This window comes from Gracilibacillus phocaeensis, assembly GCF_900626275.1.
Classification (GTDB): Bacteria; Bacillota; Bacilli; order Bacillales; family Amphibacillaceae; genus Gracilibacillus; species Gracilibacillus timonensis.
On record NZ_LR131141.1, the window covers coordinates 356,635 to 383,420 of the forward strand.

26 protein-coding genes and 2 riboswitches are annotated in these 26,786 nt (G+C 38.9%); of the genes, 12 read left to right on the plus strand and 14 right to left on the minus strand.

The window, feature by feature from the left end; genetic code table 11:
• Positions 1–44 precede the first annotated feature (44 nt).
• The 3 genes from E0E32_RS02165 to E0E32_RS02175 form a co-directional block, all read right to left on the minus strand.
• Positions 45–512, minus strand: a complete 468-nt coding sequence (locus E0E32_RS02165) for a DUF6323 family protein (protein ID WP_130858811.1) — start codon at positions 510–512, stop codon at positions 45–47.
• Between the two features lie 167 nt (positions 513–679).
• On the minus strand, positions 680–1,165 hold the full coding sequence (locus tag E0E32_RS02170) for a DUF4188 domain-containing protein (protein WP_130858812.1): 486 nt from the start codon (positions 1,163–1,165) through the stop codon (positions 680–682).
• 30 nt (positions 1,166–1,195) lie between these two features.
• Positions 1,196–1,738 (minus strand): PadR family transcriptional regulator, encoded by a 543-nt coding sequence (locus E0E32_RS02175; protein WP_130858813.1) that lies wholly within the window; start codon positions 1,736–1,738, stop codon positions 1,196–1,198.
• 304 nt (positions 1,739–2,042) lie between these two features.
• Here E0E32_RS02175 and E0E32_RS02180 point away from each other — a divergent pair, with 304 nt between their 5' ends.
• From E0E32_RS02180 to E0E32_RS02205, 6 genes are all read left to right on the plus strand, one after another.
• On the plus strand, positions 2,043–2,723 hold the full coding sequence (locus tag E0E32_RS02180) for an RluA family pseudouridine synthase (protein ID WP_130858814.1): 681 nt from the start codon (positions 2,043–2,045) through the stop codon (positions 2,721–2,723).
• Positions 2,724–2,906, plus strand: a complete 183-nt coding sequence (locus E0E32_RS02185; RefSeq protein WP_130858815.1) for a hypothetical protein — start codon at positions 2,724–2,726, stop codon at positions 2,904–2,906.
• A 280-nt stretch (positions 2,907–3,186) separates the two neighbouring features.
• Positions 3,187–3,402, plus strand: a complete 216-nt coding sequence (locus E0E32_RS02190; RefSeq protein ID WP_286171644.1) for a hypothetical protein — start codon at positions 3,187–3,189, stop codon at positions 3,400–3,402.
• Positions 3,399–4,874 (plus strand): sodium:solute symporter family protein, encoded by a 1,476-nt coding sequence (locus E0E32_RS02195; RefSeq protein WP_130858816.1) that lies wholly within the window; start codon positions 3,399–3,401, stop codon positions 4,872–4,874. Before E0E32_RS02190 ends, E0E32_RS02195 begins: the two co-directional genes overlap by 4 nt.
• Before the next feature lie 185 nt (positions 4,875–5,059).
• A complete protein-coding gene (locus E0E32_RS02200; RefSeq protein ID WP_066187291.1) occupies positions 5,060–5,275 on the plus strand; it encodes a YdbC family protein in 216 nt (71 codons plus the stop codon).
• Between the two features lie 118 nt (positions 5,276–5,393).
• Positions 5,394–6,611 (plus strand): EAL domain-containing protein, encoded by a 1,218-nt coding sequence (locus tag E0E32_RS02205; protein ID WP_165444924.1) that lies wholly within the window; start codon positions 5,394–5,396, stop codon positions 6,609–6,611.
• A 107-nt stretch (positions 6,612–6,718) separates the two neighbouring features.
• On the opposite strand, the gene E0E32_RS02210 is transcribed toward E0E32_RS02205, so the two are convergent.
• The 4 genes from E0E32_RS02210 to E0E32_RS02220 all read right to left on the minus strand — a co-directional run bounded on the left by E0E32_RS02210 (position 6,719) and on the right by E0E32_RS02220 (position 11,991).
• A complete protein-coding gene (locus E0E32_RS02210) occupies positions 6,719–8,845 on the minus strand; it encodes a methyl-accepting chemotaxis protein (RefSeq protein WP_130858818.1) in 2,127 nt (708 codons plus the stop codon).
• Between the two features lie 1,133 nt (positions 8,846–9,978).
• Positions 9,979–10,680, minus strand: a complete 702-nt coding sequence (locus tag E0E32_RS02215) for a DsbA family oxidoreductase (RefSeq protein WP_066187300.1) — start codon at positions 10,678–10,680, stop codon at positions 9,979–9,981.
• A gap of 312 nt (positions 10,681–10,992) precedes the next feature.
• Positions 10,993–11,139 carry a hypothetical protein gene (locus E0E32_RS21990; RefSeq protein ID WP_165444925.1) on the minus strand — a complete coding sequence of 49 codons (147 nt, stop codon included), beginning with the start codon at positions 11,137–11,139 and terminating at the stop codon, positions 10,993–10,995.
• Positions 11,140–11,187: 48 nt separating this feature from the next.
• On the minus strand, positions 11,188–11,991 hold the full coding sequence (locus E0E32_RS02220) for a SurA N-terminal domain-containing protein (protein WP_130858819.1): 804 nt from the start codon (positions 11,989–11,991) through the stop codon (positions 11,188–11,190).
• A 514-nt stretch (positions 11,992–12,505) separates the two neighbouring features.
• Here E0E32_RS02220 and E0E32_RS02225 point away from each other — a divergent pair.
• Both E0E32_RS02225 and E0E32_RS02230 read left to right on the plus strand, forming a co-directional pair.
• Positions 12,506–14,293, plus strand: a complete 1,788-nt coding sequence (locus tag E0E32_RS02225) for a methyl-accepting chemotaxis protein (protein WP_130858820.1) — start codon at positions 12,506–12,508, stop codon at positions 14,291–14,293.
• Positions 14,294–14,496: 203 nt separating this feature from the next.
• The gene (locus E0E32_RS02230; RefSeq protein ID WP_350308614.1) at positions 14,497–14,865 is read left to right on the plus strand and encodes a rhodanese-like domain-containing protein; all 369 of its coding nucleotides are present in this window, start codon (positions 14,497–14,499) and stop codon (positions 14,863–14,865) included.
• 346 nt (positions 14,866–15,211) lie between these two features.
• Here E0E32_RS02230 and E0E32_RS02235 read toward each other — a convergent pair whose 3' ends face one another.
• The 6 genes from E0E32_RS02235 to E0E32_RS02260 form a co-directional block, all read right to left on the minus strand.
• Entirely contained in the window at positions 15,212–16,588 is a 1,377-nt protein-coding gene (locus tag E0E32_RS02235; RefSeq protein WP_066187306.1) for a UDP-N-acetylmuramoyl-tripeptide--D-alanyl-D-alanine ligase, read from the minus strand.
• 11 nt (positions 16,589–16,599) lie between these two features.
• Positions 16,600–17,670, minus strand: a complete 1,071-nt coding sequence (locus E0E32_RS02240; protein ID WP_130858821.1) for a D-alanine--D-alanine ligase — start codon at positions 17,668–17,670, stop codon at positions 16,600–16,602.
• 330 nt (positions 17,671–18,000) lie between these two features.
• Positions 18,001–18,153, minus strand: a complete 153-nt coding sequence (locus E0E32_RS02245; protein WP_078059915.1) for a YjcZ family sporulation protein — start codon at positions 18,151–18,153, stop codon at positions 18,001–18,003.
• Between the two features lie 367 nt (positions 18,154–18,520).
• Positions 18,521–19,312: an HAD family hydrolase gene (locus E0E32_RS02250; RefSeq protein ID WP_130858822.1), complete on the minus strand. Its 792-nt coding sequence runs from the start codon at positions 19,310–19,312 to the stop codon at positions 18,521–18,523.
• A 24-nt stretch (positions 19,313–19,336) separates the two neighbouring features.
• A complete protein-coding gene (lipA, locus tag E0E32_RS02255) occupies positions 19,337–20,284 on the minus strand; it encodes a lipoyl synthase (RefSeq protein WP_066187312.1) in 948 nt (315 codons plus the stop codon).
• A gap of 14 nt (positions 20,285–20,298) precedes the next feature.
• Complete coding sequence (locus E0E32_RS02260; protein ID WP_066187315.1) at positions 20,299–21,117, minus strand: lipoate--protein ligase family protein; 819 nt, start codon at positions 21,115–21,117, stop codon at positions 20,299–20,301.
• Positions 21,118–21,295: 178 nt separating this feature from the next.
• On the opposite strand from E0E32_RS02260, the gene E0E32_RS02265 reads away from it, so the two are divergent.
• Positions 21,296–22,207, plus strand: a complete 912-nt coding sequence (locus E0E32_RS02265) for an AEC family transporter (RefSeq protein ID WP_066187319.1) — start codon at positions 21,296–21,298, stop codon at positions 22,205–22,207.
• 98 nt (positions 22,208–22,305) lie between these two features.
• Entirely contained in the window at positions 22,306–23,052 is a 747-nt protein-coding gene (locus E0E32_RS02270) for a sulfite exporter TauE/SafE family protein (RefSeq protein WP_066187321.1), read from the plus strand.
• 125 nt (positions 23,053–23,177) lie between these two features.
• Here E0E32_RS02270 and E0E32_RS02275 read toward each other — a convergent pair whose 3' ends face one another.
• Positions 23,178–24,263 carry a methionine biosynthesis PLP-dependent protein gene (locus E0E32_RS02275; RefSeq protein ID WP_130858823.1) on the minus strand — a complete coding sequence of 362 codons (1,086 nt, stop codon included), beginning with the start codon at positions 24,261–24,263 and terminating at the stop codon, positions 23,178–23,180.
• Positions 24,264–24,342: 79 nt separating this feature from the next.
• Positions 24,343–24,445, minus strand: a riboswitch (SAM riboswitch).
• 161 nt (positions 24,446–24,606) lie between these two features.
• Positions 24,607–24,703, plus strand: a riboswitch (SAM riboswitch).
• 187 nt (positions 24,704–24,890) lie between these two features.
• Here E0E32_RS02275 and E0E32_RS02280 point away from each other — a divergent pair.
• On the plus strand, positions 24,891–25,988 hold the full coding sequence (locus E0E32_RS02280) for an inorganic phosphate transporter (protein ID WP_130858824.1): 1,098 nt from the start codon (positions 24,891–24,893) through the stop codon (positions 25,986–25,988).
• Positions 25,948–26,709: a uroporphyrinogen-III C-methyltransferase gene (gene cobA, locus E0E32_RS02285; RefSeq protein ID WP_130858825.1), complete on the plus strand. Its 762-nt coding sequence runs from the start codon at positions 25,948–25,950 to the stop codon at positions 26,707–26,709. Before E0E32_RS02280 ends, cobA begins: the two co-directional genes overlap by 41 nt.
• The last annotated feature ends 77 nt before the right edge of the window (positions 26,710–26,786 follow it).

Below are 26,786 nucleotides of genomic sequence, written 5' to 3' on the forward strand. Positions count from 1 at the left end.
GTTATGGGGGAAACGGAGTGGGATGTGTTACGTGATTTCATTATTTATTCATCACCTTTCCAGCATGAGTCAAGACGCAGTAAATCCATTCTGAAATCCTCTGCAAATCTTTCCGTCTTGCTTCGTAAAAGCTCCAATGATCCAGCACAGTCTGTATTATAGTAGTCACTCATTTGCTGAATAAGCATTTTGTCTGCCATCTTATCTTCCGTTTCATTTTTAAGGTAATAAAAAATTTCTTGCAATTCGTTCAGTGTTGCAACGTAATGCGCTTGATCGATATAGGGGGAAGCAGAAAAAACGCTAATCAACTCTTTTAATACATCGGTGCTCAGTTCAATCCTTGCGTGATCGTGTAACACTTTATTTCTGGCAGTCAGTAATGTTTTGACCTCATTTGTTGAGAGTTCTAGTCCTCGCTCTTTGGTGGTTTCATTTAAGTGGACTAGTTCTTTCACTGTTTTAGAAGATGGTGATAATGGAACGGTACGCAATATGTCAGATATATTCATAATGGATCTCCTTCCACAAAAAAATAGGATTCCCCGGCCAGGAGAACCCTATTATACACGTTATTTTATTATTAGTAAATTATAGCATAAATGAATTTTTTTGTCAAGTATTTGGATTGGAAAAGGGGAGACTGCTATTAGTGCTGTGGTAAACATTATACATGCATTTATTTTGATTGTGCACTTTGTAGACGTTTACGGGCAGAATGATGTTGGGAGCCTGCAGGGATGTGCCTGATCGCTTTTCCTAATCCAAACTTTGGCATATTTCGGTAGATGGATTCATAATGACCGCTTTTTATTTGATATGTCTCGTGATAGAACCCTACGGCATCATTATCGGCCATCTTTTTATTGAAATTTCTCCAGGCGGTTACATGTTTTTCTCCTTTGGCATAGGAGAGCAAATCTTCCGTGGAACGCCAATATTGAACCATCAAGGTAGTACGCAGACCAAAATAGGTTTCCACCGAAAGAAATCCTAATTTTTCTTGGTTTTCATATAATTCTTTAATCATACCAGGCATCGCGGAAAAAACGGGTCCCCATTTATGAATGGCATATCTTTTATTGATGCGCATGCCGATGATAAAAACAATGATATCCTGATCATTTTCCACGGTGTATCTGCCGGTGTATACTTGTTTCCCCATATATGATTCCTCCTTTAGTAATTAGTATTATTAAAGTTCTTTCAAGGTTGCTTCACACCAAGCGATAGCAGCTTCTGTCGTTCTTTTTCCATAGTCTAATGTGAATAGCCAATATCTTGCATCCTTTAGGTTACTGTCATGTGCTGAGATGATCTCTTCAATTCCTTCATAGGTTTGATACAACTCAATTAATTTTTGATGATAATCCTTCAATAAATGAGTCGTTTGTGCTGGTGTTTGATGGTTGGCAAAAAACAGTTTTAACAGTACTTCATTTCGTTCTACCGGTAATTGTTGTATTGGTTTTTCCAGCCATTCCCGCAATATCTCCTTCCCTTTTTGGGTAAGGTGGTATGCCTTGCGGTCTGGTCTACCTGAGTGAGCAGTTATGTCTATCGTTGCCAACCCGTCCTGTTCCAGTCTTTTTAACGTTGGATAAATTTGACCATAGCTGATTTTCCAAAAATGATTGAGGCTGTTATCAATAAACTGCTTTATCTCATAGCCTGATCGGTATTCGGTTGTTAAAATGCCAAGTATCGCATAAGTGGTATCATTATAATATGCTTTCATTAGGTCACTTCCTATCAATATGATATATATCTAAATGATATATAAAGTATACATGATTTTCTTTGAATTGTAAAGTCAGATTTTTTAAAACATAATTTGATCTACTGAAAAGGACGAAAAGTTTCAGAAAGATCGATTGATCACGAGCTAACCTCTTACTTTTAGAGATCAGGAGATCAACGAAGCGCTGATAAGTCACGTAAGGATACCAGTCCACTTCAATGGATTACTATGATATTTCCATACGTATTGATGGAAGTATGATACAATGGAAACAATGATGAAAGTGATAAAGGAGTATTGTATGCCAATTCGAATCCTATATGAAGATAATCATCTGTTAATGGTAGAAAAACCGGTTAATATTCCGGTTCAACAAGATAACAGTAATGATCCCGATCTTTTCAATATGGTAAAACAAGACATTAAAGAGCGCTATCAGAAGCCGGGGAATGTATATGTAGGCTTGGTGCATCGCTTGGATCGTCCGGTTGGTGGCGTGATGCTGTTTGCCAAAACCTCCAAGGCAGCGTCCCGTCTTTCTGACTTGATCCGACGAAACGAGTTGGAGAAGACTTATTTGGCGATTGTACGAGGGACTCCACCAACAAAAGGAGAATGGGTGGATTTCCTGAAGAAAGATCGTAAACAAAATAAAGTTTTTGTTTCGACTAAAAAAGATAAAAAAGCGAAAAAGGCGCTGTTAGATTATCAATTACTGACAAGTGACAAGGGATTAAGTTTAGTAAAGATTCATCTACAAACCGGAAGACCACATCAAATTCGTGTGCAATTTGCTTCCAGAGGTTTTCCTCTGTATGGAGATCAAAAATATGGACAACAGGTGAATCAGCATGGTCAGCAAATCGCCTTATGGGCTCATCAGTTGCGTCTGGTTCATCCTGTGCGAAAAGAGGAAATGGGAATATCTTCTTTTCCACCTCGTGACTATCCATGGACTGAGTTTTGGAAGGAGTTGCATTAAATGAATAACAAATTTCGTATGCCACTATTGATCGCATTGATAGCCATGATGGTTTTAGATATGTCGGGTGTTATTCGTGTGCCTGCTATTGTGATTATTCTCCTTATTGTCGGATTATTAGCTTATAATATTTCTATTAGGCAGCGAGGTGCTAAACCGCAACAGCGAAACAAGAAAAAATAAGCAAGAACAAGGAGCTAACCAAAGTGTTGGTTCTTTTTTTATGAGTTAGGAAAGCTCATAAACCTTGATATAATAAAAATTGAAATGATTTTGACCTTGAACGAATCGGCAGCTCAGCAACTACCTTAAGTGGTCGGAAAGAACCGAACGGGGTTAAACTTGGCATTTTAGTAAACAAATAAAATGATTGGTTACTAGAATGCCACCAACTGTTCAACTTTTTGAATAAAAACACAACAAGTGTCTTTACACATGTATATAAATGTGTATAATTAAGGACATGACAAAAAAAGAAAAGGTGAGAGCGCTGAATAAAAAAGAGAAACGTTGGGGATTAGTTATTTTGATTCTTGTTTTGTGCAGTTTTGTGATGCCTTACACAATCTTTCAAGAGGTGACAACATGGTATGGGAGCTTTCTGTTATGGACCATCTTGGCAGTCGTTGTTATCGCCATTAATGTCAAATTAACAGAAGATTGGAGTGAGGAAGAATGAGCGCAACACTCATTTGGTCAGCTATTATTTTATATGTCATCATTGCGATTGTGATTGCGATCATTTCCCGTCGTGGAAAAAAGCAGAGTATGGTCAGTTATTTTATTGGTGATCGTAAATTAAACGGCTTTGTTTCCGCAATGAGTTATAGTGCTACTACATATAGTGCGTTTATGCTTGTCGGATTAGCTGGCTTAACCTTTAGCGGTGGTGTGGGTGCCTATGGTTTTGAGATTATTTATCTTATGGGAGTATCATTGGTTGCCATTTTTGGACCAAGGTTTTGGTTAGCTGGTAAGAAATATGGTTATGTTACCCCATCAGAGATGTTAGGGGACAGGTATCAGCATAAAGGGGCGTCGGTTGTATCTGCCATCGCCAGCTGTCTTTTCTTGATTCCTTATAGTGCTGTACAATTAACAGGGATTGGCTATTTGCTTCAAGGTGTTACAGATAATGCGATTAGTTATACAACGGGTGTGGTCCTTGCGACGATACTAGCCCTAATCTTCACCTATATCGCAGGCATTCGTTCCGTTGCTTGGACGGACTCATTACAGTCGATTATGATGATTATTACGTCAACGATTGTCGTTTTATTATTGATTAACCACTTAGGAGGTTTTCAAGGATTTGTAGATTCCGTGAAAACGAATAATCCACAAGCCTGGTCTGTTCCAGGAAATGGTTTTTTTCAGTTTTGGACCTTCCTTGGTTTGACGATTCCATGGTTTTTCTTTAGCATTTCGAATCCACAGGTAAGCCAGCGCTTATTTATGCCAGCTTCCTTAAAAAGCATGAGGTATATGTTATTAGGTTTTATGATATTTGGCCTTATTTATACAATTGTATCTGTAGTATGGGGCTTTTCCGCTTCGGTCATGTTCTCTGATTTAGAGAATCCGGATATGGCAACTCCGATGTTATTATCATCAGAAGCTATTCCGCCTATATTAGGCGTGTTGGTGATGATTGGGATTATGGCAGCAGCTATTTCCACAATTGATTCGATCTTGCTAACCCTGTCATCCTTATTTTCTAGGGATATTTATGCTAATGTGAAGCAAGGAACCAAGGATCGGAAACAATTGCTGGTAGGTAAGATCGTCATCCCGGTTATAGCTATTCTTGCTTATTTATTTGCCCAATTACAGCTTGATCTGATTGCTGTGCTGTCCGTTTCCTCTTCGGCTGGTTTAATCGTGGTAGTGCCCGCTATTATTGGAACATTTTTTTGGAAAAGAGGAACAGCAGCGGGTGTGATGACAAGTATTATTATCAGTAGTCTACTAGTGATTTATATTGAAGCAACTGGGGGATTGTTGCTAGGCTTAAAATCAGGTATCTGGGGCATTGTCGTTTCCGGTATTTTATTTGTAGGGGTGAGCTTGAGCACGAAAGCACCGGAACAAAAGGCAAACGAGTTTTTAACGTATATTAAAAGCCATATGAAGAAGAAAACATCCAATTAATCGAACCCCTGTATTCATGCTAGAATACAGGGGTATTTCCTGGGCATAAACCGTAGATAGTCATTGCAACTAACATCGATTTTCCTTAAAATAAAGGTAAGGAAATGTGATGAAACACGATAAGTAGAATGGTCATCGTTATCATTCTAGTAAAGCTAAGCAACACAAACCAAAGGAGGAGAACAATGGCAGGTATAAAATATGAAATCATCCAACAAATAGCGGTACTTTCTGAGTCTGCCTCCGGTTGGCACAAGGAAGTAAATCTTATTAGCTGGAACGATCGTTCGCCCAAGTATGATATTCGTGATTGGTCACCGGACCATGAGAAGATGGGCAAAGGAGTAACGCTTACGGAGGAAGAATGGGACGCACTTAAAGAACAACTAAATAAGGCATAACAAAACCCGGCGAAGGTGGCCGGGTTTTGTTTTATATGAAGTATGATCGATCAGATAACAAAATTGAAAATCCGTTACGATATCGGTAGAATAAGAGGTAAGAGAGAGGGGAATGACGATGGATCCATTAGATGTTGTGTTGCAAGTTGATGAAGTGGAGCCACACTTTCAAGCTATTTTTAGTGCGGACAGTCATGAAATTATTGGTTATGAAGTATTAGGCAGGTTGCGACAGCAAGAGCGTACAATTAGCCTAGGGCCTTTTTTCCATGATGCCAACGTACCAGATGACTTTAAGATGGAAATGGATTTAAAGGTGCAACAGCTAGCATTGAATTATTATATGGAACAAAATATTCAGCAACATTTATTTTTAAATATTGGGGCTAATTATTTTGCTACGGATACGGATGATCAATTTCTGAATCAATTATTAGCCTATCAGGAAAAAGGATTGGATTTATCCAAAATAGTGATTGAAATCATGGGACATCAAGCGACCGGTGATATTGATTCCCTATCGCATACCTTGAAGTATTTGCAAACCTTTGGCGTTAAAGTAGTAGTGGATGAATTAGGTACTGGAATGAGTAATGTAGAGGATATCATGTTGATGGAACCTGATATTCTAAAAGTTGACTTAGAGGTATTGCAAAATGAATCGATGTCAACGAGCTTTCATGGAATCATCCATTCTTTATCCCTATTAGCAAGAAAACTAGGGGCAGAATTGCTTTTTAATGGTATTGCTTCTAACTATCAGTTTCATTATGCCTGGCGCAATAATGGGAGGTACTACCAAGGAGATTTTCTTTCTGAGATTAAACCTCATTTTTTAGCGGTGGATGTATTGAAAAAACGATTTCGCTTGGATATTCAGCAATTTATTGAAATCGAACGAACCAAATTAATGGCGAAATATCAGCTGGCAAGGACCTTGAACCAGTTAATCTCTGGAAAAGGGAAGGAAGTAAAGAAGCATAGGCCACTGGATGAACAAGTGGATTACTTGGCTAGGGGATTAGAAGATATCTTTTTTAAAGTATATGTGACGGATGAAGATGGTTTTCAAAAAACCGTCAATCTTATCTATAATGAAGAGGAATGGGAATGGGACAGTTTGGTAAAAGGGAAGAATTGGAGCTGGCGACCTTATTTTATTGAGAACGTGATTCGAATGAAAGAGGAAAAAACAGGTATACTGTCAGACTTATATAATGATATTGAAACAGGTGAACGTATTCGAACTTTTTCTTATCCGCTAGATTCGGATTATTATTTGTTTATGGATATTTCACCAATGTATTTAGATGACCACGAGGATTTATTATGGTGAAACCAATATCATCTTTAATGTATTTTGGCTACAACACCTGCAGCTATTCATCCATTAAAACCATGTCAAAGACCGCTGAACATGATAGAGTTTCAGCGGTCTTTGTCTTAATCTACCTTAAATTGTTTCATCATCTCTTGTAATTCTTCTGATAGCTGTTTTAATTCATCAGAAGTGATCACCAGTGATTCACTCACACGTAATTGTTCTTCAGTCGTGGCAGAGACTTCTTCGCTTATTGCGGAAGATTCTTCTGCTGTTGCGCTGACTTGGTGAATAGTCGAGGTTAGTACCTCTTGAGAATCTCTTAATTGCTGTACAGAAGCGGTTACTTGTTGAATTTTCCCAGCAAAGCTTCCCATATTTTCCCCGACATCATTTAATATCGACTGTGTATCTTCAGCTTGGGTGACTTGCGCCCGGAAACGAGGAGTGGACAGCTCTAATAATTGTAGTGTCTCATTTACCTCATTTACAATCCCAGAAGTGATCTCTTCTACCTTATCAATCGAATCCTTGGATTGGGTAGAGAGTTTTCTGATCTCATCTGCCACGACAGCAAATCCTTTTCCAGCTTCTCCTGCACGAGCGGCTTCTATGGCTGCGTTCAGGGATAGTAGATTCGTTTGTTGTGCAATGCTGGTTAGCATTTCCATTACCTGATAGATTTGTTCCGTACTCTGTTGTAAAATATCTACTTTCGAAACCAAGGCTTCAGTCATCTCTTCACTATCCCTAGTTTGTGTAACCAGTTCATTTAGTTTTTCTAATCCGGAATGACTGTGTTCTAAGACTGCAACTGCCTGTTGTTCCATCTCAATATTATTTTGATAAACCGTTTCTGTTTCGTCATGGATACTGGCAGCCAAGTTGTTTCCTTTTTCAGCTTCGTCGGTTAGTCCCGTTGCGCCGCTAGCAATTTCTTCTGAAGCGAGTGCAACCTCTTTGGCAGACTGTGACTGTGTATTGGAGACTGTCGCTAGTTCGGAAGCTGCATCTAATACTTGATTGGCTGATAGCCTTGTCTGTTTCATCATGGTTGAAATATTACCTAGCATAGCATTGAAACTCGTCGATAATTCCCCAATCTCGTCTTTGCGCTTGGATACATCGGAACGAACGGTTAAATCTCCCTGCTTCGCCGATGACATTAAATGAGAAATTCGATCAATTGGTTTTGCAATATTCTTCACAATACTTCCTGCAATGATGATCGAAATGATAAGAGCAAGCAGGACAATTCCTAATGTGATATAAAAGATATTGGTGGTATCCTTGGTTAGTTCCTGTTTGGAAACATCACCTACCAAATACCAATCTGTCGCTTCTGAAGGAGTGTAGAATACTAATTGATTATCAGATACTAAGTTATTACTATCTGCTTCTTTCGGGATATCATAACTATACGGTTCCGCTACTTCATCTGAATCAAAAGAGAAAACAATATTATTATTGGCATCAATCATCCGAATTAAACCGCTTTCTCCGAAGGTAACATCCTGAAAGGCTTCCTCAAAAACGATGGTTTGCATTTCTACAACCATCAGATAGTCTTTTCCGCCAATCTTTAAATTTTGTCCGAAGGCAACCGTCGGATCATCTTTTCTAGTGGAAATTCCCTGTTTTAAACCACCAATCCAATAGGTACCCGCATCATTCTCAGCGGTTTCTTGATACCATTCCGTTTCAAAAACAGTAGACTCTTCAATGGTTTCTGTTGAAGAGATCATAAATTCTTTATCAGTATCAAGTAAATAGAGATCTACATTGCTATCTATCATTGTTATTTGTGTTAAGGCATCATCGATGGTTGATTTTAGATTATAGTATTCAAAGTTATTCGTATCGTCATATGTATCCATTTGGTTTAAGGTATTGCTGAAATTATCTGCCATCAGTATTTCTGTGACACGGTCTTTATATTGCTTCATTAAATAATCTAGTTTGTCACCTGATTGAATAATCGTTTGCTCTTGTGCTTCTGTCACCTTATCTTCAATAATTTGATTAGAGATAAAGTAAGAGGCAATACCTACTGCCAATACACTCAACATCACAGTAGATAGAATACTGACGAGAATTTTTGTACTAAGTGAGTCTTTTTTGGAAACGTTTGAATTTTTGAATGTTCTTTTTTTCTTGGTTTTTGTTTTTTTGGGCAGGCGCAGTTTGCTAGAAAAGGTGCTCCATCCTTGCTTCGCCTTATTTCCCCAACGCTGAAACTTTTTCTTCATTTTATTTCCTTTATCCTCCTTTAAACGCGAATTTGTGATTAATAAATCTGAAAATATAGTTCTAATTAATTATATCACGGTCTGTTTGATTTAACTACATAAAATGACAAATAAATAAAAATACCTATATATTATTTAAAGGAGAAGAAGATTCTATGGCTAGCGCACGAAAGGGATTTTACATATCTTAATATGAGTACAAAGCTCAGGTGACAGGGATTTTACTACCTATATTATTACATAGGAAAAACCGGGGAATTTCCGCCCGGTTCTTTATCGACCACTCAAAGTAGTTAATGAACTGCCGATAAGATGGATGATGTAAAGTAGCCAGACCATTTATTCCATAAAATAAAGTTGATTGTTTGTCAGTGCTAGGATGCGCTCCGGAAATAGCTTCCGCTTCGATGCACAGGACGTGCAAGTGCAGGCGTTACGACAGGAGGTCGTGATCTTAGCCTGCGAACCTTCATGTCAAGGCTTTAGCCTCCTCGTCAGCAAAGATCGCTTCCTGCGGGGTCTTCACACTGCGCTTTTCTCGCAGGAGTCTTCACCTATTTCCTCCGCTGGGGTAAAAGTACTACAATCGAATGGCTGCGAGAATGAAGCGTTCCAGACACTATATTTCTGCCAATAAGTAAACCACGTAACCTTTTTTTGAGAACGATTCGATCCTACGTTATGACTTTTATATTTATACCATGATCCATTACGCAGCCGAAGAATCAGTTGACGATTTTCTCCTTTTGCTACAACCCGGTCTTGGTACCTAGAACGCTTCATCTTTGCAGTGATAACCGATGTAGTACTTTTACCCTAGCGGAGGGAATGTGCGGCGACTCCTGTGGGACCAGGACGAGCTGAAGATCCACTTGTAAAAGCGCTCTTCTTTTGCAAGTTAGCTGAAGCCGGCCCCGCGGAAAGCGCAGCATATTCCCGCCGCGCTCGCCTAGCACAAAAAAACGGGCAAACTCACCACTAAAGAAAGCAAACTCCTTTACATCATCCATCTTATCGGTACTCTCGTTCATTCAAGGTCAAAATCATTCCAAGTCCTATTATATCAAGGATTATAAACTTTCCTAGCTTATAAAAAACAATCCCTATTCGAAATAGGGATTGTAGGGATAGCTTTATTTACAAGAGTCTCCTTCACAGAAACTTCCTGGTTCCATCTCAAACGATTTTTTGGTTTCTTTTTCGGTTTCGGCAATCTTTTCGATAGCCTGCATAAATGTTTCAACCGGCTGTGCCCCAGAAATAGCGTATTTATGATTGATCACAAAAAAGGGTACACCGGTAATGCCCAATGATCTTGCCTCTGCTTCATCTTTACGTACGTCTGCTGCGTAATATTCCTCGTTATTAATGATTTGCGCTACCTCATCTTGATGAAAGCCTAACTCCTTTGTAATCGCCATTAATGTATCTGCGTTTCCAATATCCTTGGATAGTGTAAAATAATGATATAAGACGGATTCTACATAGGCCGTTTCCTTATTAACAGAAGCAGCGTATTTGCTTAAGCGATGGGCAAGAAATGTATTACCTGGTTTCATCGTATCAAAAACAAAATCAAGCCCGATTGCCTTGGCTTGTTCACCAATTTGTTCGTTGGCTTGCTTTGCTTGAGAGGCTGTCATATTATATTTTTCAGCTAATAGATCATGCATGTTCTTTCCACTGTAGGGCGGAGCATCAGGATCTAATTCAAAGCTTTTATGTGTGGTAGTAATATTTAAGTCTTCAGGAAAACGCTCGATTGCTTGCTGTAAACGTTTCGTACCAATATAACAGAAAGGACAGGCAAAATCGCCCCATATTTCAATCTGCATCTAAAACACCTCACTTAAGTTTCATACCTATTTTGCCACAAATATAACAGGCAAGAAAGGAATCTGCTTAATGGAGATAAAAGTCATCTAATAAAAATGTAAATCCTGATATCTCACACTCTAAGGTTATATCATTGGAAGGGTTTGAAGGAGATGATAGGGGATACATCTCATTTTATCATATAGCAATTGCCTGCAAGACGACTACTGCAAAAAAAAGAGGGAGATAATGGGTATTATGAGCAGATGGAACCGCCAATTGTAATTGAGGAAAACATCCTAATCCACTAAATGAAGTTTCCTTACTGGTTTTTATTTATCATTGTTTATTGTGTTATCTTGATCTTGATCAGATATTTTGTCGATAATTTCTTCTGTCATTTCTGCATAGCTCTTGTTTTTGAAATCATCATAGAATTCTTCCCATATCATCGTAAATCTGCTCTTTAAAATCGTCATAGAAATCATAAAAAAGCTAGGTCTTTAGGAAGACCTAGCTATGATTCATTATAGATTGGTTGATACCTCTGCATTCTCGCGTAGTTCGCTGATAAGTCCTTGAACTACTTCTGCTCTCTTTTGATTAATAACTTGTTGTTCTAAGTTCGGTTGTGCTTCTTCAAAAGAAGGAATACTTTGTTCCTCCCCAGATTCACTCTGTTGACCTTGCTGCTCTTGTTGGGCAACCAATTGGTCGTATAGTTCTTGCATTTCTTCTTCACTTGCTTCTAAATCTCCAGATTCATTGTTGATCAAAGTGTCTAATTGGACTTGTGATTCTACCTGCTGCATAAATTCTTCTTCACCTGTTCCTTGTTCTTCTAATGCAGCGATCAAATCTTCCCTTGATTCAAAGTTATTTTGTTCGATCAAACCGTCTATCGTCGAGTTTACTTCATCTTCTGAGGCTTCTATACCTTCATTGTTCGCTTCTTGAACCAACAATTCTTGTCCAATTAAGCTTTCCGCTACTTGCTGTTTTAGTTGATCTTGATCCAGTTCTTCACCGGTCATTTGCATTTGCATGGCCATTTGTTGAAATTGAGACGTATAGGCTGTTTCGAACTCATTCTTGGAAATCTCCTCGCCATTGACTTCCGCTACAGTATCTGGAACACCCTCTAAGTCTGGCTCAGGCATTTCAGGCATTTCGCCACCGCCTTCTGCGCCACCTTCTGCTTGCTCCTCTGTATTTGAATCGCCCGCTTCCTCACTATTATCATCTGATGCGCCATCATCATCGTTACTACAAGCAGCTAATATCGTAAACATGAATAGAAACGCAATACTCCATATGGTTTTTTTATTCATCTAGATTCATTCCTTTCTCTTGTTATTTCTTTGGCGAGTGTAGCACAGTTTGTCCCAAAAATAAAACCGAAATCATTGGCAAAATACCTTTGTAAACACTTTGTAACCTTTTAAAAGCTTATATGATAGGGTTTTATACTGTTTTTACAAGGAGAAAGCTAAAAAGTGTAAAATTTATGGAAAGCAGAAAACAGAATAATGGAAGATGCTAAGTCCCTTCCTATCATCTTTTTAAAACTAAATAAGTTGAATGAAATAATGCCTCATGGATCAAACGAGAGATACTATCGGGAAATAAAACGAGCACAGACTTGCTTGTCACACATTTTTGTTACATTTATAAGTTCAACTTATATAGAAATTATCATCCAAATTTACGCTAAGTTAATTATATTTTGTGCATTAATTAGTTTTTTATACCTAATAAAAAAGAATCAAAAAATGATAGTCAACTATTGAAAAATATGATATGATTATTTTTGTTATTTTTTTCACATAAAAAGGAGCATTTAATATGAAGAAACTGTCTAAAAATAAGTATAAAATACCTGTTATTATGCTCGCGCTGCTCATTATCCCAAGTACAATTGTAGGTTATTTCTCGTACCAGCAAACAGAAGTGCTGGAAAAAGCCATTATAGAAAAGGATGATATTGTAGAGACATTACCCAAATATCAGGATGTATTTAATACATACGAACAAAAGTTAACCGAATTATCCGAATTAGAGGAAATGGATTATCAACAGGTGGACTTAAGTGATCAACCGACAAATACGTATCCTAATATGCCAGAAGTGAATGATCCGCTATTAACAAGCTATTATGAGGAGACACTGTCAGACCAGATGCATTCGGATGATTATATGATTAATTTATATATTGGTACAACGGAAGGTGCTTTGTATTTAAGTAATATTACCGAAGAATTGAGGATGTCTGATTATAATGCAACAGAAGCAGATTGGTATCGACAAGCAATAGAATCACCGGAAACGGTCATATGGTCAAAGCCATATATAGATAACTTGACAGGCAATCCGGTTGTTACTTTTGCTAAAACGATCTATGATGAAAACAATCAAGTGGTTGGCGTGCTTGCCTCTGATTTTGATATGCATGCATTAGCGATGCAAATGCGTCAAGATATTTTACAGACGACTGTCATAACTCTGATACTCTCTACAGTGATTGGACTGGCGATCATTATCTTGTTTGTCCGTGTCATGAATTATAATATTAAGGCAATGATAGAAGAATTAGATCGTTTGTCTAGTGGGGATTTGTCGGGTGAAAAAGTAAAGGTGAAAGGTAAAGATGAATTTGCTGATTTAGCTGATTCCTTGAATAAGATGAAGGATAACCTATATGTAATGATTAACCAAGTAATGATTGCCACCGGTCAAGTGATGCAGCAGGGAACTATACTAAGTCAAGCCTCTGATCAAGTCAAACAAGGCAGTGAACAGATTGCGGCAACGATGGAAGAATTGGCGTCTGGTACAGAGTCTCAAGCTAGTCATGCAAGTGATTTGGCGACATCTGTGGATCAATATAATCTGAAGGTGAAAACTGCTGCGAAAAGTGGCACAAATGTAAGTAGCCAAGCTCAAGAGATGAAGGAATTAAGTGAACAAGGCAGACAAGAACTACAAGTGACGATCGATCAAATGAAAATAATTTATCAAACGGTACATGATTCCTATCAACGAGTTTCTGGGCTGGACAGGCGGACAGAAGAAATCGATAAGATTGTGGTCGTGATTAAAGAGATTGCCGAGCAGACTAATCTATTAGCATTAAATGCGGCGATTGAAGCAGCCCGCGCTGGGGAAGCTGGTAATGGCTTTGCCGTAGTAGCGGATGAAGTAAGGAAATTAGCGGAACAGGTGACAGATTCGGTAACAGATATTACAGGACTAGTCGGTAATATTCAAACGGAATCAAATGAAGTGGCCTCCTCTTTAGAAAATGGGTTTAAAGAAGTGGAGAAAGGAACAGAGCAAATAGGAACTACTGGAGAAAGCTTTCAACAGATAAATACCTCGATTTCAGGGATGGTCAATCATGTTGAATTGATGGTACATGAACTGGAATTGGTACAAGAGAATAGTCAAAACATGAAAAAATCAGTTGATGAAATCGCGGCAGTAAGTGAAGAATCGGCAGCGGCTGTACAAGAAACGGCTGCCTCCGCCGAACAAGCTAATCAATCGATGGACGAAGTGTCCAAGAGTGCAGTAGAATTAGATAAATCAGCTGAGAATTTGGAAAAAGAAATCAGTAAGTTTAAGATTATTTAATGAATAAAGAAAACGGCGGTGTGAACTTTGTCGTTTTCTTTTTATAAGAGAAACTCAGTAACAATGACTGTATGAACATCTAGGATTTAGAAATAGAAAGACAAATATGTTAAAATGTTTACGAAATATAGCGTGTGAACTCATAAATATCAGAGGTTTGGTCACTTTTACAAAAATTTCATGCTTTATTGTCATTAAATTAAATGACAAATAAACAAAAACATTGCTATACTGTAGATGAATATAGCTTGATTGGAGAGATGAAAATGCAAGAAATACATACAACAGAATTAGCCGAGAAATTATCTAATGATGAAACGTTGGCGGTTATTGATGTCAGAGAAGATGACGAGGTTGCAAGAGGCATGATTCCCAATGCCAAGCACATTAAGCTGGGTGAGCTTCCAGAGCATTTAACGGAGCTGGATGACCAGACAGACTATTACATTATCTGCCGTTCTGGCGGCAGAAGCTCGAGAGCGGCTCAATATTTATTGGCCAAAGGATATCAGGCTATCAATGTTGATGGCGGTATGCTTGCCTGGAATGGTGAAACCGTTGTGCCGAGCTAAACAAAAAACAGACAACTTGGTGATGTTGTCTGTTTTTTTATGGGTTAAGAATAAAACCCATCTATGAGGATAATTATTTTCAAAGCGGGTCGTCCAGCAACAAGCTCGGGCTTTCCTCCGTTGTACGATAACTCAACATCGGCGCCTACACTTACTCTGCCCAGTTCATACATTTCTGAACGAGCATTTTGTGCTTTTGTTCTTAGGAGTGTATAAAGTCGCCATTACAATTGGTGTTATTGTGCAATGGTAGATCTGATGACGACCAAAAAAAGTGGAAAACTTGAAAAAATGGTCGTCATCCCCAAGGAAGATGGGAGTACATTTATTAAAATGCTCCTTTAAATTATACTAGTTCATCAAGCAGTTCTTCTAGTTTCATTCCTCTCGAAGCCTTTAAGAGTACAACCGTTTGTGGATGCAAGAGAGGGGTAACAGCCGCAACTAGTGTTTCTTTATCCATAAATGATGTGACTTGTATTGAGGATTTTGTTTCTTTAATTCCTTTGGCAATCTCCTTACCCAGTTCCCCGTAAGTATATACATAGTGAATTCCTTGTTCCGCAATGAAATGTCCGATTTCTTGGTGAAGCTCCTTCTCGGCTACACCTAACTCCAACATGTCTCCAAGAATGAGAATCTTACTGGTATATCCTTTTAAGGAATCAATGAGTGAGATAGCTGCCCGCATCGAGGTGGGGCTGGCGTTATAGGCATCGTTGACAATAAGTGACTGTTTTTTACCCTGAATTGTCTCCATTCGCATAGCCGTTAGCTGTAAATTGGTTAATTGCTGCTTTATCTCGTTTTCATGAACGCCAAGATGGATCGCAGCCAAGATAGCAGCCATCGCATTTTTTACATTATGAATCCCAAGAACAGGAAGGTAAAGGGTGCTATCTGGAAATTGATTAACGATAAACTCTGTTCCATCACCCTTTAGTTCAATCGAGAGCGGGTAGATGTCGGATGTCTTCGATTTACCAAAGGATTTACAAATAAAAGGGGTTTGATCCTCTGTCAACTTTTGTTGCAATAAAGGTTCATCCCCGTCATAGATAAAAAGTCCTTCTTGACTAAGGTTCGAGGTGATTTCAAATTTCGCCTCTGCTATTCGCTCTCGTGATCCCAATATTTCCATATGTGACTCACCAATATTGGTAATAATCGATATATTCGGACAAGCAATATCTACTAATTTAGCAATTTGCCCAATATCACTCATTCCCATTTCTAACACCATAATCTCCGTATCCTCGTCTAAAGTAAATAGCGAGAGTGGGAGTCCTTGCTGGCTGTTATAATTTCCTTGCGATTTCTGTACTTTAAAATGTCCGCTTAATACTTGAGCGACCATGTCTTTAGTAGAGGTCTTGCCATTGCTTCCTGTGATTCCAATGACCTTGACGCCGGTTTCTATGCGATAGTTTTTTGCCAAGTCCTGCATGGCTTGTAAGCTGTCATCCACAAATAATAAAGGGACATCTTTTGGTGGATTAGGAACATCCTTTTGCCAAAAAGCAGCAGCTGCACCATTTTCATAGGCCTGTTCAACAAATTGATGTCCATCGACGTTTGCCCCGGTGAAAGGGATAAAAAGCTGTCCCTCCTCAATCGAACGAGTATCAATCGATACCCCGGTCATTGTTCTGTTGCTGTACTGATTGGAGGAAAGCTCAGCGTTTGCCATCACAGCTATTTGTGATAAGGTTCTATTAATCATTTGGTACGCTCCTATTCATCCATAGTATATCGAATATTCATTTTCTCTTGATGTTTTTCCAAGGCCAATTCTACTAATCTATTAATGAGTGCAGGATAATCTAAACCGCTATGTTTCCATAATAACGGGAACATGCTGAATGGGGTGAACCCTGGCATGGTATTGACTTCATTAACCAGTACTTCACCATCTTTCGTTAAAAAGAAATCCATTCTGGCTAATCCAGAACAATCTAAGGAACGATAGGCATGCTTTGCCATTTGCTGCATTTGATCATAGGATTCTTCTGGGATATCTGCTGGAATAATCAAACCAGTATTACCATCCTCATATTTGGATTGGTAGTCATAAAATTCTGTACTGGCAACAATTTCTCCTGCTACGGAACAGGCTAGATCATCATTTCCAATAACACCCATTTCAATTTCGCGTGCATCGACCCCTTGTTCAACAATGATTTTCCGGTCATATTGTAAGGCTTCACGTACCGCTTCATCCAATGTCTCACGATTGTTGCATTTACTAATACCTACACTTGAACCCAGGTTGGCAGGTTTAACAAAACAAGGATAGTTTAGCTCTGATTCTATTTGTTGCACAAGAGTATCTTGATTTTCTTCCCATTCTTTGTGGAGGAACCCTATATATCGAACTTGCGGTAATCCTGCTTGAGCAAAAATGGCCTTCATCGTGATTTTGTCCATTCCAGTAGAAGAAGCTAACACGCCATTTCCAACATAAGGTAGATCAAGCAGTTCCAACAGACCTTGCACGGTACCATCTTCACCGTTTGGACCATGTAATAATGGGAAAACGACTTGATTTGTTTCGGTTTCTTCTAGTTTATTTAAAGTAAGTGGAGAAACAGCCGTTTGATCGGTCGTTTCAATAAGGTGTTGAATATCTGTTACCTTCCCATCTATAGCAGGAACTTTATTCCAACCACCCTTTTCATCGATGAAAAGGGGCTGGATGTTGTAACGATCCTTATCAACGGCGTTCATAACTGCTTTTGCCGTTTGTAAGGATACTTGATGTTCCGCTGATTTACCACCAAATAATAGGTGCAATTTTGTCTTCATGATAACCTATACCTCCAACATAATTAACTTTTTCTGCTATCCATAATGGTTTATGACCTTTATAATGTTTATGTCACATCCTTAAGTATACATCTTGTTTGGGGGAATTCACAATAAGAAGTTATATCCTTTTTGACAGGATAAAAAAACTCCCTGCAAAAACTGAACTGCATATTATGGAACATGCAGTCCAGCAGGGGAGAGGATTTTTAACTTATTATTTGTTTAAGCACAGATAGGGTTCTCTGTAGTTGGGGAGAGGGCCGTAACAACTTTGCCTCGACCCCTTCGACAGGTATTTCATTTGTTATTCATGAAAGTGGAAATGGGTTAGCAATAGAAAGAAGCCCCTACAATAATTAACAAAATGAAAAGCACAACGATTAAAGCAAATCCACCGCCGTAACCGCCAGTCTGACATTCATTGCCATAACCACTGCCATAGCCACCACATGGGTTGTAACAGCCACCGTAATAACTCATACTGATCAAACCTCCTTGTGTTTTATCACTATATAATGTATGTTTGTTCCGGTTGAAGGTTAAGGCAAATAACCATTTTTTTATAAAATGGGCGAATGCCATAGGAAATGTATTACTTCATTTTACTCTCTTATCACATATCGACTTGGCAAAAGCAAGTCAAATCCTGCTGAAATCCTCCGGTCCTTCATTACTCACCAAAAACAGATCCTGAATTGTTGATTCTTTCAAAATCAATCTAAATCCTATAATATCAAGAATTATCTGTTTTTTGCCCTAGAAAAAAGACTTACACCAGGTAAGCCTTTTTAAATCTTTAAAAAGCATGAACTTTCTAAATAAAGAGAACAGGGAACGTTTTCGCTACCTACTTTGTAATACCGAGTTGTTTTAAACCATTATAAATACCTGAGTCTTCAACTGAGGTTGTTTGTCGGTTAGCAAAGGGTTGTAATTCCTCATCGGCATTCCCCATGGCAAAACCTTCTCCAACAAAAGCAAGCATATCCTTGTCATTCATCCCATCCCCAAAGGCAATCGCTGTTTCAGACGGTAAATTTAAATGGGCCAGCACTTTTTTGACGGCTTCTCCTTTATTGACACTTTCCCGGATAACGTCATAGCCGTTTTGAATTGCTGCCACATTAATTTTGGAAAAATAGATGTCATGACCTGCAAGCTGATACTTATGAAGCTCTTCTGGTCTTAGGTTCACAATGGTTATACCAAGAATTTCTTCTCGGAAGCTTTTGTGATAGCTCTTATAATTATAGAGCCCGAAATAGTCGATAAACTCTTTCATATAGGGTTTTGTATCATTGGTTAGCAGGTTCAACTGGCTGGTGTAGAAAACTAACTCATCATCGTTTTCTTGGGCCACTTGTAGATAGAAATCAATAACCTCAGGTGAAATAGGTTCATCTACTACTGTAAAACCCTCATAGATAGCCAGTGCCCCATTATAGCCTACAAAAGAATGAACGTTTAATTCCTTTGCGATATCCTGAATTTCATGAATCGGTCTTCCCGTTGCAAGAAAGACCTCAACCCCATTAGCTTGCGCCTGTTTTATAGCCTCTTTAGTAGATGGCTGGATGGTATGATCACTGCGTAGTGTGGTACCATCAATATCTAAAAACAGTGTTTGATACTTTTCCATGTTGATTTGTCTCCTTTTCCACACCTAAAACGTCAGGTTATCTAATTCTTTTCCACTTGTTTCTTCATATCCTTTCATGTATTTAATCCGGCGTTGGGCAGCGGTTTGATTCACTTGCTCATCGGCATGATAAGAAGAACGTACAAGTGGTCCAGCTTCACAATGTGTAAACCCTTTGGATAAGGCGATTTGTTTGAGCTCTTGAAACTCATCAGGATGATAATAACGTTCTACTTTCAAATGTTTTTTTGTTGGTTGCAAGTATTGGCCGATGGTCATAATATCAACATTGTTAGCCCTAAGGTCATCCATTGCTTCGATGATTTCTTCCTTCGTTTCTCCAAGTCCAACCATAATACTGGATTTGGTTGGCGTATTAGGGGCAATCTCTTTGACTCGTCTCAATAGTTCAAGAGAGCGGTCATACATGGCAATCGCCCGAACTTTTTTGGTTAATCTTCTGACGGTCTCAATATTATGATTGAAGATATCTGGCTCACTGTCCATTAAGGTATGTAAGCTTTCGTAATCTCCTTTCATATCAGAAGGGAGGATTTCGATGGTACAGCTGGGCACATTTTTATGGATTTGACGTACTGTTTCCGCAAACACAGCCGCTCCGCCATCTTTTAAGTCATCACGAGCAACGGCGGTTACAACCACATGCTTTAGCCCCATAATTTCAACGGACTCCGCCACACGTTTTGGCTCGCCCCAATCTAACTCATTCGGAAGACCTGTCTTCACGGCACAAAAACGACAACCTCTCGTGCAGGTGTCTCCTAAAATCATAAAGGTAGCGGTCTGTCGCTCACTCCAGCATTCGTGAATATTAGGGCATTTAGCCTCTTCACAAACCGTATTTAGTCGTTTGTCACGCATAAGGTGTTTTAATCGATTATAGGATTTGTTGGTATTGATTTTGATTTTTAACCATTCCGGTTTACGTAGGTGTTCTTCTTGTTTTGCCATCTGATCATCGACTCCTATCTAGAAAGATTCCATTCATCTTTTAAATATTTGTTTTTCATTAACGCATGGATTTCTTGCTCTTGTTCCGTGGATAAGTGAAAGGCTTCCAATTGAATGTCCAATCCTTGTTCAAAACCTTCTTTAAACGCTTGTTTAGCTTCCTGTAGACTGACTGCTCTTTCGGCAGCTTTGTCGATAGAGATTGCCTTATCATTAAAGGCATTACGTGCTCGTTGTTTTACTCGCTCATTCCGGTAGACGAAGAGATCATACAATCGATCATTATCGACAGACAAAGGGATGGAACCGTGTTGAAGGATGACCCCTTGTTTTCTGGTTTGGGCACTTCCGGCGGCTTTCTTTTGATCCACTACAAGCTCATACCAAGAAGGTTCTTCAAAACAAACGGCAGATTGCGTAGTGCTTCGTTGATTATCAGGTATAGCAAACTCGGCTTGAATCCCCAAATTTTGAAACCCAGCAAGCAGCCCTCTGGATAAGATCAAGTAAGCTTCTTTAACCGATTTTGGCATCTTGGGGTGCTGCTCTGATACAATCACGCTATAGGTTAGTTCCTGATCGTGCAGGACTGCACGTCCACCAGTTAACCTTCTAACTACCGGAATACCATTTCTTTTGGCGGCATCTAAATCTATTTTATTTTTCGTTTTTTGGAAATAACCAATGGAAAGTCCAGCAGGTAACCATTCATAAAAACGAAGAACTGGGGGGATTTTCCCCTCACTGTGCCACTGGAGCAAGCATTCATCCACTGCCATGTTATAAGCTGGTGTTTGTTTACTACTATCTAAAAAGAACCAAGTTTCTTTCATAACATTATGCGTTTCTCCACTGAAGAGAAGCGAACCTCCTTTAACTGTACTAATTGTTTATATTACTACTTATGGTACAGCTTGCCTTATATTATGTCAAAGAATTAATGTGAAGGAAAGGCTTGCAACTTGTGATATAGTAGAAAGTGTTACTGACTAATTGAGGAGACATACATAAATGAGTGGATTTAACGAACAATTTCTTATTTCGATTACGATTGTGATGATCGGTTATGTATTAAAAAGAGTTCAGCTTGTAAAGGAAAAGGATGGGGAAGGCATTGCTAGGGTTATTTTCAATCTAACGTTACCATGCTTAATTATCGTAACGTTCAACGATGTGACATTCGCACCCTCTTTATTTTATTTAGTTGTTATTGCCTTTGTTTACGGTTTGATATGCGCAGGATTAGCTCTTTTTGTGTTTCGTAAACATTCTCGGGAGGTGAAAGGAACCTTTGGAATGATGGTACCAGGCTTAAATATTGGTCTGTTTGCGTATCCATTAGTGGAAGGCCTCTTTGGATTGGAAGGCCTCAAATATTTTGGCATGCTAGATGTTGGGAATGCTTTCATTGTTTTTGGATTAACTTATATTATCGCAGGGTATTTTGCCAGTGGATCAGGTACATTGGAAATGCGCTCGATTGCCGTGAAATTATCGAAGTCTGTGCCATTAATGACGTATTTCCTTGTATGCCTCATTAATTTATTTGGCTTATCCTTACCATCGACGTTCATTGATATTACAAACGTTATCTCTGTAGCGAATATGCCGCTTTCCTTATTATTATTGGGGTTGTATTTGAACTTCTCCTTTGCTAAAGGTTATGGAAAAATGTTAGTTGCTTTCCTAGCCACCAAGTATGGATTAGGATTGATAATGGGAACGGCATGTTACCTTCTGCTGCCAGTGGACGAAATGTTTAAATTTACTTTACTAATTGGTTTTATTTTGCCAACTCCAGCTTCTGTATTACCGTATTCCATTATGTTCGGCTATAATCAGCGGCTGGTGGGAACTGCTTCAAACTTAACCATGATCGTGAGCTTTGTATTAATTTGGGTCATCGTTAATGTGGTTATGTGAAACACCTGTTAACAGTTTAAGCTATCTCCACCATAAAGGCAGGGAAATTTACGAGTACTTAACGATGTGGAAAAGCGTTTTAAAAAGGGAGTGATAGTGTGTTTGACTTAAGTATGTGGGAATGGATCGTGGTTATTTTTGCAGGATTGCTTATTGGCTTTTCTAAGGCAGGAGTAGCAAGCATGGGGATTTTAGTAGTCACCATTTTTATGTTGCTTTTTCCAGCGAGAGAATCAATCGGTATTTTACTTCCGTTATTAATGGTTGGAGATTTATTTGCTGTAATCTTTTATCGAAGAAATGTAGTTTGGCGCTACTTATTATCCTTGCTTCCTTGGGTATTACTCGGTATTTTACTTGGTTATTTGGTATTAAATGTGGTGACAAGTGAACAGTTAAAGCCGATGATTGGAATACTAGTGCTTGGATTAATTATTTTACATATGGGTCAGAAAAAATGGGGAGAGCGTTTTGTTGAAATGCTGCCGGAATCCAAAATCTTCACTTACAGTATGGGTATATTAGCTGGTTTTACCACGATGATCGGCAATGCAGCTGGGGGAGTAATGACCATTTATTTACTAGTGAAAGGTCTGCCAAAAAAAGAATTTGTTGGTACCGGGGCATGGTTTTTCTTATCGGTTAATATTATAAAATTTCCTTTTTATATGTCACTTGGCATTATTACAACGGAATCACTAAGCTTTAATGCTCTATTAATTCCCGTTATCTTGATTGGTGCGCTAATAGGTGTGAAAATAATTCAAATCATGCCTCAAAAGGTATTTCAGACATTGGTGTTGTTGTTTGCAGCTATTGGGGCGATTCGGTTATTGTTTGGATGAGGCACTTTCATATGCAAAACGAATGTATTTGATAGAAATCGGCAGAGGCAGGTTTATGTTGCTTCTGCCGATTTCATTTCTTTCATAAATACTTCGGTTATGCACTTCACTGAAGAAGCGTTTATTTAATTCTCTCTCAGTGCCTGCTGAATATCTTCTTTCAAATCTTCCACATGCTCAATACCAACGGAAAAACGAAGTAATTTGTTACAAATCCCACGTTTTTGTAATTCTTCTTGCGGAATATCGGCATGTGTTTGTGTCGTAGGATAAGTAATAAAGCTTTCTACACCACCCAAACTTTCTGCAAAAGAGATAATCTTTAGTTTTTCTAAAAATGAAGCAACCAGCTTATTATCAACTACACGAAAACTAATCATAGCACCTTTTCCTGGATAAAGGACTTCTTCAACTTGTGGTTCTTTGTTTAAAAATGTCACCAGTTCTTGCGCGTTAGCTTGTTGTTGCTCTAGGCGCAGCGGCAATGTCTTCATGCCTCGGATCAACAGCATACAGTCTAAAGGTGACAGTACAGCACCAATGGCATTATGTAAATAGGTAAGTCGCTCTGCTAAGGACTCCTCTTTGACAGCAACGAGTCCTGCTAAGACATCATTGTGTCCACCCAGATATTTAGACGCAGAGTGAATAACAATATCGGCACCCAACAATAGTGGCTGTTGAAGGTAAGGGGTATAGAAGGTATTATCTACAATAAAAAGCAGATGGTGTTTTTTGGCAATAGCAGCCACTTCTTCTATATCAATTTCCATCAATAACGGATTGGTAGGTGTTTCAATGAATAGTGCCTTGGTGTGACTGGTGATTTTTTGTTCTATATCATTGGGATCGGTATAGACTGGCTTTATCTCATATGCCTTTTGTAAATGCTCAAACAAACGATAACTGCCGCCATAGATGTCTTCTGTAACGATAATTTCATCCTGCTGTTTGAATAACGAAAAAATCAATTGAATAGCTGCCATTCCAGAGGCACAGGCAAATCCCCTTACGCCACCTTCCAGCGTGGCAATCGCTTCTTCAACGATTTCCCTGGTAGGATTAGCAGTTCGGGTATAGTCATATCCCGTTGATTGACCAAGGGTTGGGTGTTGATAAGCTGTCGATAGGTATATAGGAGGTTCTACCGCTCCTGTTCGTACGTCCTTGCGATTGCCGATTTGAGCAAGCAATGTTTTCATTCTGTTCATTGGTTTTCATCCTTTCGCTGTAAAAATCAAAAAGAAGTCTTCGATAAGCAGAAGACTTCTTGTGTACTAAGATAGTATTCTCTCATCTGTCGGTAGTTAGCCGCCTGGAATTAGCACCATACATCTGTATGCTGGTTGCTGAGGTGTCATCGGGCCAGTCCCTCTACCTCTCTTGATAAGATTATTATTTATAGGATTTTCATACACGCATCATATCCTATAATGAGGAAGATTACAAGCCTATTTTATAAAATTTTTTGGTTATCCTATTGACAGAAGACGTAGAATCCTTTATATTTAGGATCAACTAATAACAGGAAATAAATGAAAACCTATATTGTTTTTCTTATCCAGAGGGGAGAAGGGAACTGGCCCATTGAATCCCCAGCAACAGGCTTTATGTACTGTGCTAAATCCAGCAAGTAATTGGCAGATAAGAGGTGTACTTCCTACTTAACTGAAGCCAAGTAGGATTTTTTCATTATGAGGTAAAACAAGCAAACGTGTGGGAGTAATGAATAGAAATGGTAGTAAAGAGATTACTACTTCATTTTTTGATCATTAATCCAAGTTTTCTTATCGGTATAAATGAATTAAAGAAATTGATGGACTGAAGGTTGGGATAAGATGTTAACGATCATAGCAATTGTAGCGGCTTGTTTATTTGCTTTTAATATCGGTGCAAGTGGTTCTGCTGCTAGCATGGGGATTGTCTATGGGGCAAAAGTAATTACCAAACGACAACTTGCCCTTCTGTTAGCTGGGATAGGGGCAGTAGTTGGTAGTGTATTCGGAGGACAGTACGTGACAGGTACTCTCGGTAAAGGTATTATCCCTGAAGATATCATGACAGTGAAAGTCGCTTGTATCATTTTATTAGTATCAGGTTTCACCTTGCTGGTTACCAATTACATCGGAATTCCCTTATCAACAAGTGAAGTAACAGTGGGTGCCATTGTCGGAGTTGGCTTAAGTTTTAGACAGGTAAATGTGGACACGATTGCCATGATTGTGTCTTTCTGGGTGATTGTCCCAGTAGCGGCTTTCCTTATTCCTTACTTTCTAGAAAAGGTCAAGCGCGTCTTGTCTAAAAAGATGAATTACCGGCCACCGGTAAAACTATTAGCCGTCATATTACTTATTACCGGGATCGTGGAGGCTATTGCAGCAGGGATGAATAACGTGGCCAACGCTTTAGCGCCATTAGTGGGATCAAATATTGTGTCGATGGAAGCCGGATTGCCGCTTATTGCGATTGTAGTGGTCTTAGGCAGTATCTTTTTTGGTGGGAAGGTTTTAGAAACCAACGCCAAAAAGATTACCTCGTTGACTTTGGGGAATGGAATTGTCATCTCAGGTGCTACAGGAAGCCTTGTGGTGGGGGCTTCGTTTTTAGGTATTCCTATACCAATGACTCAAATAACTACTGCTGCGATTGTAGGTATTCAGGCAAGTAAAGATAAGAAGAAGGTTTGGAAGCAAAAGATCATTCATCAGATTGCAAAGGTATGGATTACCTCGCCAATTGTATCTTTAGTCATTGCCTTTGCTCTAACGGAAATATTGGTGCAATATAGTTATAATCAGGTTATTATCCTCACCTTAGCCATTTTTGCAACGTATATTTTAGTAAGATATAGAGAAAGACCGACAAAAGTGATAAGAGAGAAAGGATGGGAACAACATGGGGAAAGTCTACTTAGTGGGAGCAGGACCAGGAGATGAGGAATTAATAACCATAAAGGGATTGAGAGCTATTAAAGAGGCGGATGTCATCTTATATGATCGCTTAATTAATCCTAATCTTTTACAACATGCCAAAGTGGAGGCAGATCTCATTTTTTGCGGAAAAGAACCTAATAAGCATGGCTTGATTCAAGATCGAATCAATGAACATTTGCTATTCCACGCTAAGCTGGGTAAGGTTGTCACTCGATTAAAAGGTGGGGATCCTTTTATTTTTGGCAGAGGTGGAGAAGAGGCCGTTGTACTTGAGAAAAACCAGGTTGATTATGAGGTAGTACCGGGGATCACATCCGGTATCAGTGCTGCTGCCTATGCGGGGATCCCATTGACTCATCGGCATGTAAGTGGTTCCGTTAGTTTTATCAATGGTGCTAACCCTGATGAAAGATCGAATGAAGAGTGGGTGCATCTCGCTAATGGTGCAGATACGCTATGCTTTTATATGGGGATCAAGACATTTCCAGTGATATGCGAGAAGCTACTGCAAGCAGGACTAAATCCAGCTGTTCCTGTTGCTATTATCCATTGGGGAACCTTTTCCCATCAAAAAACGATCAAAGGCGATTTGGCTTCTATAACGGAGAGGTTGAATGAGGTAAGTAATCCGTCTATGGTTGTAATTGGAGAGGTTGTTCAATTGAGTGAACAATTGCAATGGTTTGAGCGTATGCAAACTCAACAAGCAGAAATCCAGGTTTAACGATAGGTTATCGTATCTGTCATTAGGTTAGAAGATTCGAGGTCATCCTCTTATCGAAAAAATGACTAGTGGTCTAA

What these genes read in the sequence shown, in the direction of transcription:
- E0E32_RS02165 (WP_130858811.1), bottom strand. Translation starts at nt 512, where the DNA reads ATGAATATATCTGACATATTGCGTACCGTTCCATTATCACCATCTTCT.
- E0E32_RS02170 (WP_130858812.1), bottom strand. Translation starts at nt 1,165, where the DNA reads ATGGGGAAACAAGTATACACCGGCAGATACACCGTGGAAAATGATCAG.
- E0E32_RS02175 (WP_130858813.1), bottom strand. Translation starts at nt 1,738, where the DNA reads ATGAAAGCATATTATAATGATACCACTTATGCGATACTTGGCATTTTA.
- E0E32_RS02180 (WP_130858814.1), top strand. Translation starts at nt 2,043, where the DNA reads ATGCCAATTCGAATCCTATATGAAGATAATCATCTGTTAATGGTAGAA.
- E0E32_RS02185 (WP_130858815.1), top strand. Translation starts at nt 2,724, where the DNA reads ATGAATAACAAATTTCGTATGCCACTATTGATCGCATTGATAGCCATG.
- E0E32_RS02190 (WP_286171644.1), top strand. Translation starts at nt 3,187, where the DNA reads ATGACAAAAAAAGAAAAGGTGAGAGCGCTGAATAAAAAAGAGAAACGT.
- E0E32_RS02195 (WP_130858816.1), top strand. Translation starts at nt 3,399, where the DNA reads ATGAGCGCAACACTCATTTGGTCAGCTATTATTTTATATGTCATCATT.
- E0E32_RS02200 (WP_066187291.1), top strand. Translation starts at nt 5,060, where the DNA reads ATGGCAGGTATAAAATATGAAATCATCCAACAAATAGCGGTACTTTCT.
- E0E32_RS02205 (WP_165444924.1), top strand. Translation starts at nt 5,394, where the DNA reads ATGGATCCATTAGATGTTGTGTTGCAAGTTGATGAAGTGGAGCCACAC.
- E0E32_RS02210 (WP_130858818.1), bottom strand. Translation starts at nt 8,845, where the DNA reads ATGAAGAAAAAGTTTCAGCGTTGGGGAAATAAGGCGAAGCAAGGATGG.
- E0E32_RS02215 (WP_066187300.1), bottom strand. Translation starts at nt 10,680, where the DNA reads ATGCAGATTGAAATATGGGGCGATTTTGCCTGTCCTTTCTGTTATATT.
- E0E32_RS21990 (WP_165444925.1), bottom strand. Translation starts at nt 11,139, where the DNA reads ATGACGATTTTAAAGAGCAGATTTACGATGATATGGGAAGAATTCTAT.
- E0E32_RS02220 (WP_130858819.1), bottom strand. Translation starts at nt 11,991, where the DNA reads ATGAATAAAAAAACCATATGGAGTATTGCGTTTCTATTCATGTTTACG.
- E0E32_RS02225 (WP_130858820.1), top strand. Translation starts at nt 12,506, where the DNA reads ATGAAGAAACTGTCTAAAAATAAGTATAAAATACCTGTTATTATGCTC.
- E0E32_RS02230 (WP_350308614.1), top strand. Translation starts at nt 14,497, where the DNA reads ATGACAAATAAACAAAAACATTGCTATACTGTAGATGAATATAGCTTG.
- E0E32_RS02235 (WP_066187306.1), bottom strand. Translation starts at nt 16,588, where the DNA reads ATGATTAATAGAACCTTATCACAAATAGCTGTGATGGCAAACGCTGAG.
- E0E32_RS02240 (WP_130858821.1), bottom strand. Translation starts at nt 17,670, where the DNA reads ATGAAGACAAAATTGCACCTATTATTTGGTGGTAAATCAGCGGAACAT.
- E0E32_RS02245 (WP_078059915.1), bottom strand. Translation starts at nt 18,153, where the DNA reads ATGAGTTATTACGGTGGCTGTTACAACCCATGTGGTGGCTATGGCAGT.
- E0E32_RS02250 (WP_130858822.1), bottom strand. Translation starts at nt 19,312, where the DNA reads ATGGAAAAGTATCAAACACTGTTTTTAGATATTGATGGTACCACACTA.
- lipA (WP_066187312.1), bottom strand. Translation starts at nt 20,284, where the DNA reads ATGGCAAAACAAGAAGAACACCTACGTAAACCGGAATGGTTAAAAATC.
- E0E32_RS02260 (WP_066187315.1), bottom strand. Translation starts at nt 21,117, where the DNA reads ATGAAAGAAACTTGGTTCTTTTTAGATAGTAGTAAACAAACACCAGCT.
- E0E32_RS02265 (WP_066187319.1), top strand. Translation starts at nt 21,296, where the DNA reads ATGAGTGGATTTAACGAACAATTTCTTATTTCGATTACGATTGTGATG.
- E0E32_RS02275 (WP_130858823.1), bottom strand. Translation starts at nt 24,263, where the DNA reads ATGAACAGAATGAAAACATTGCTTGCTCAAATCGGCAATCGCAAGGAC.
- E0E32_RS02280 (WP_130858824.1), top strand. Translation starts at nt 24,891, where the DNA reads ATGTTAACGATCATAGCAATTGTAGCGGCTTGTTTATTTGCTTTTAAT.
- cobA (WP_130858825.1), top strand. Translation starts at nt 25,948, where the DNA reads ATGGGGAAAGTCTACTTAGTGGGAGCAGGACCAGGAGATGAGGAATTA.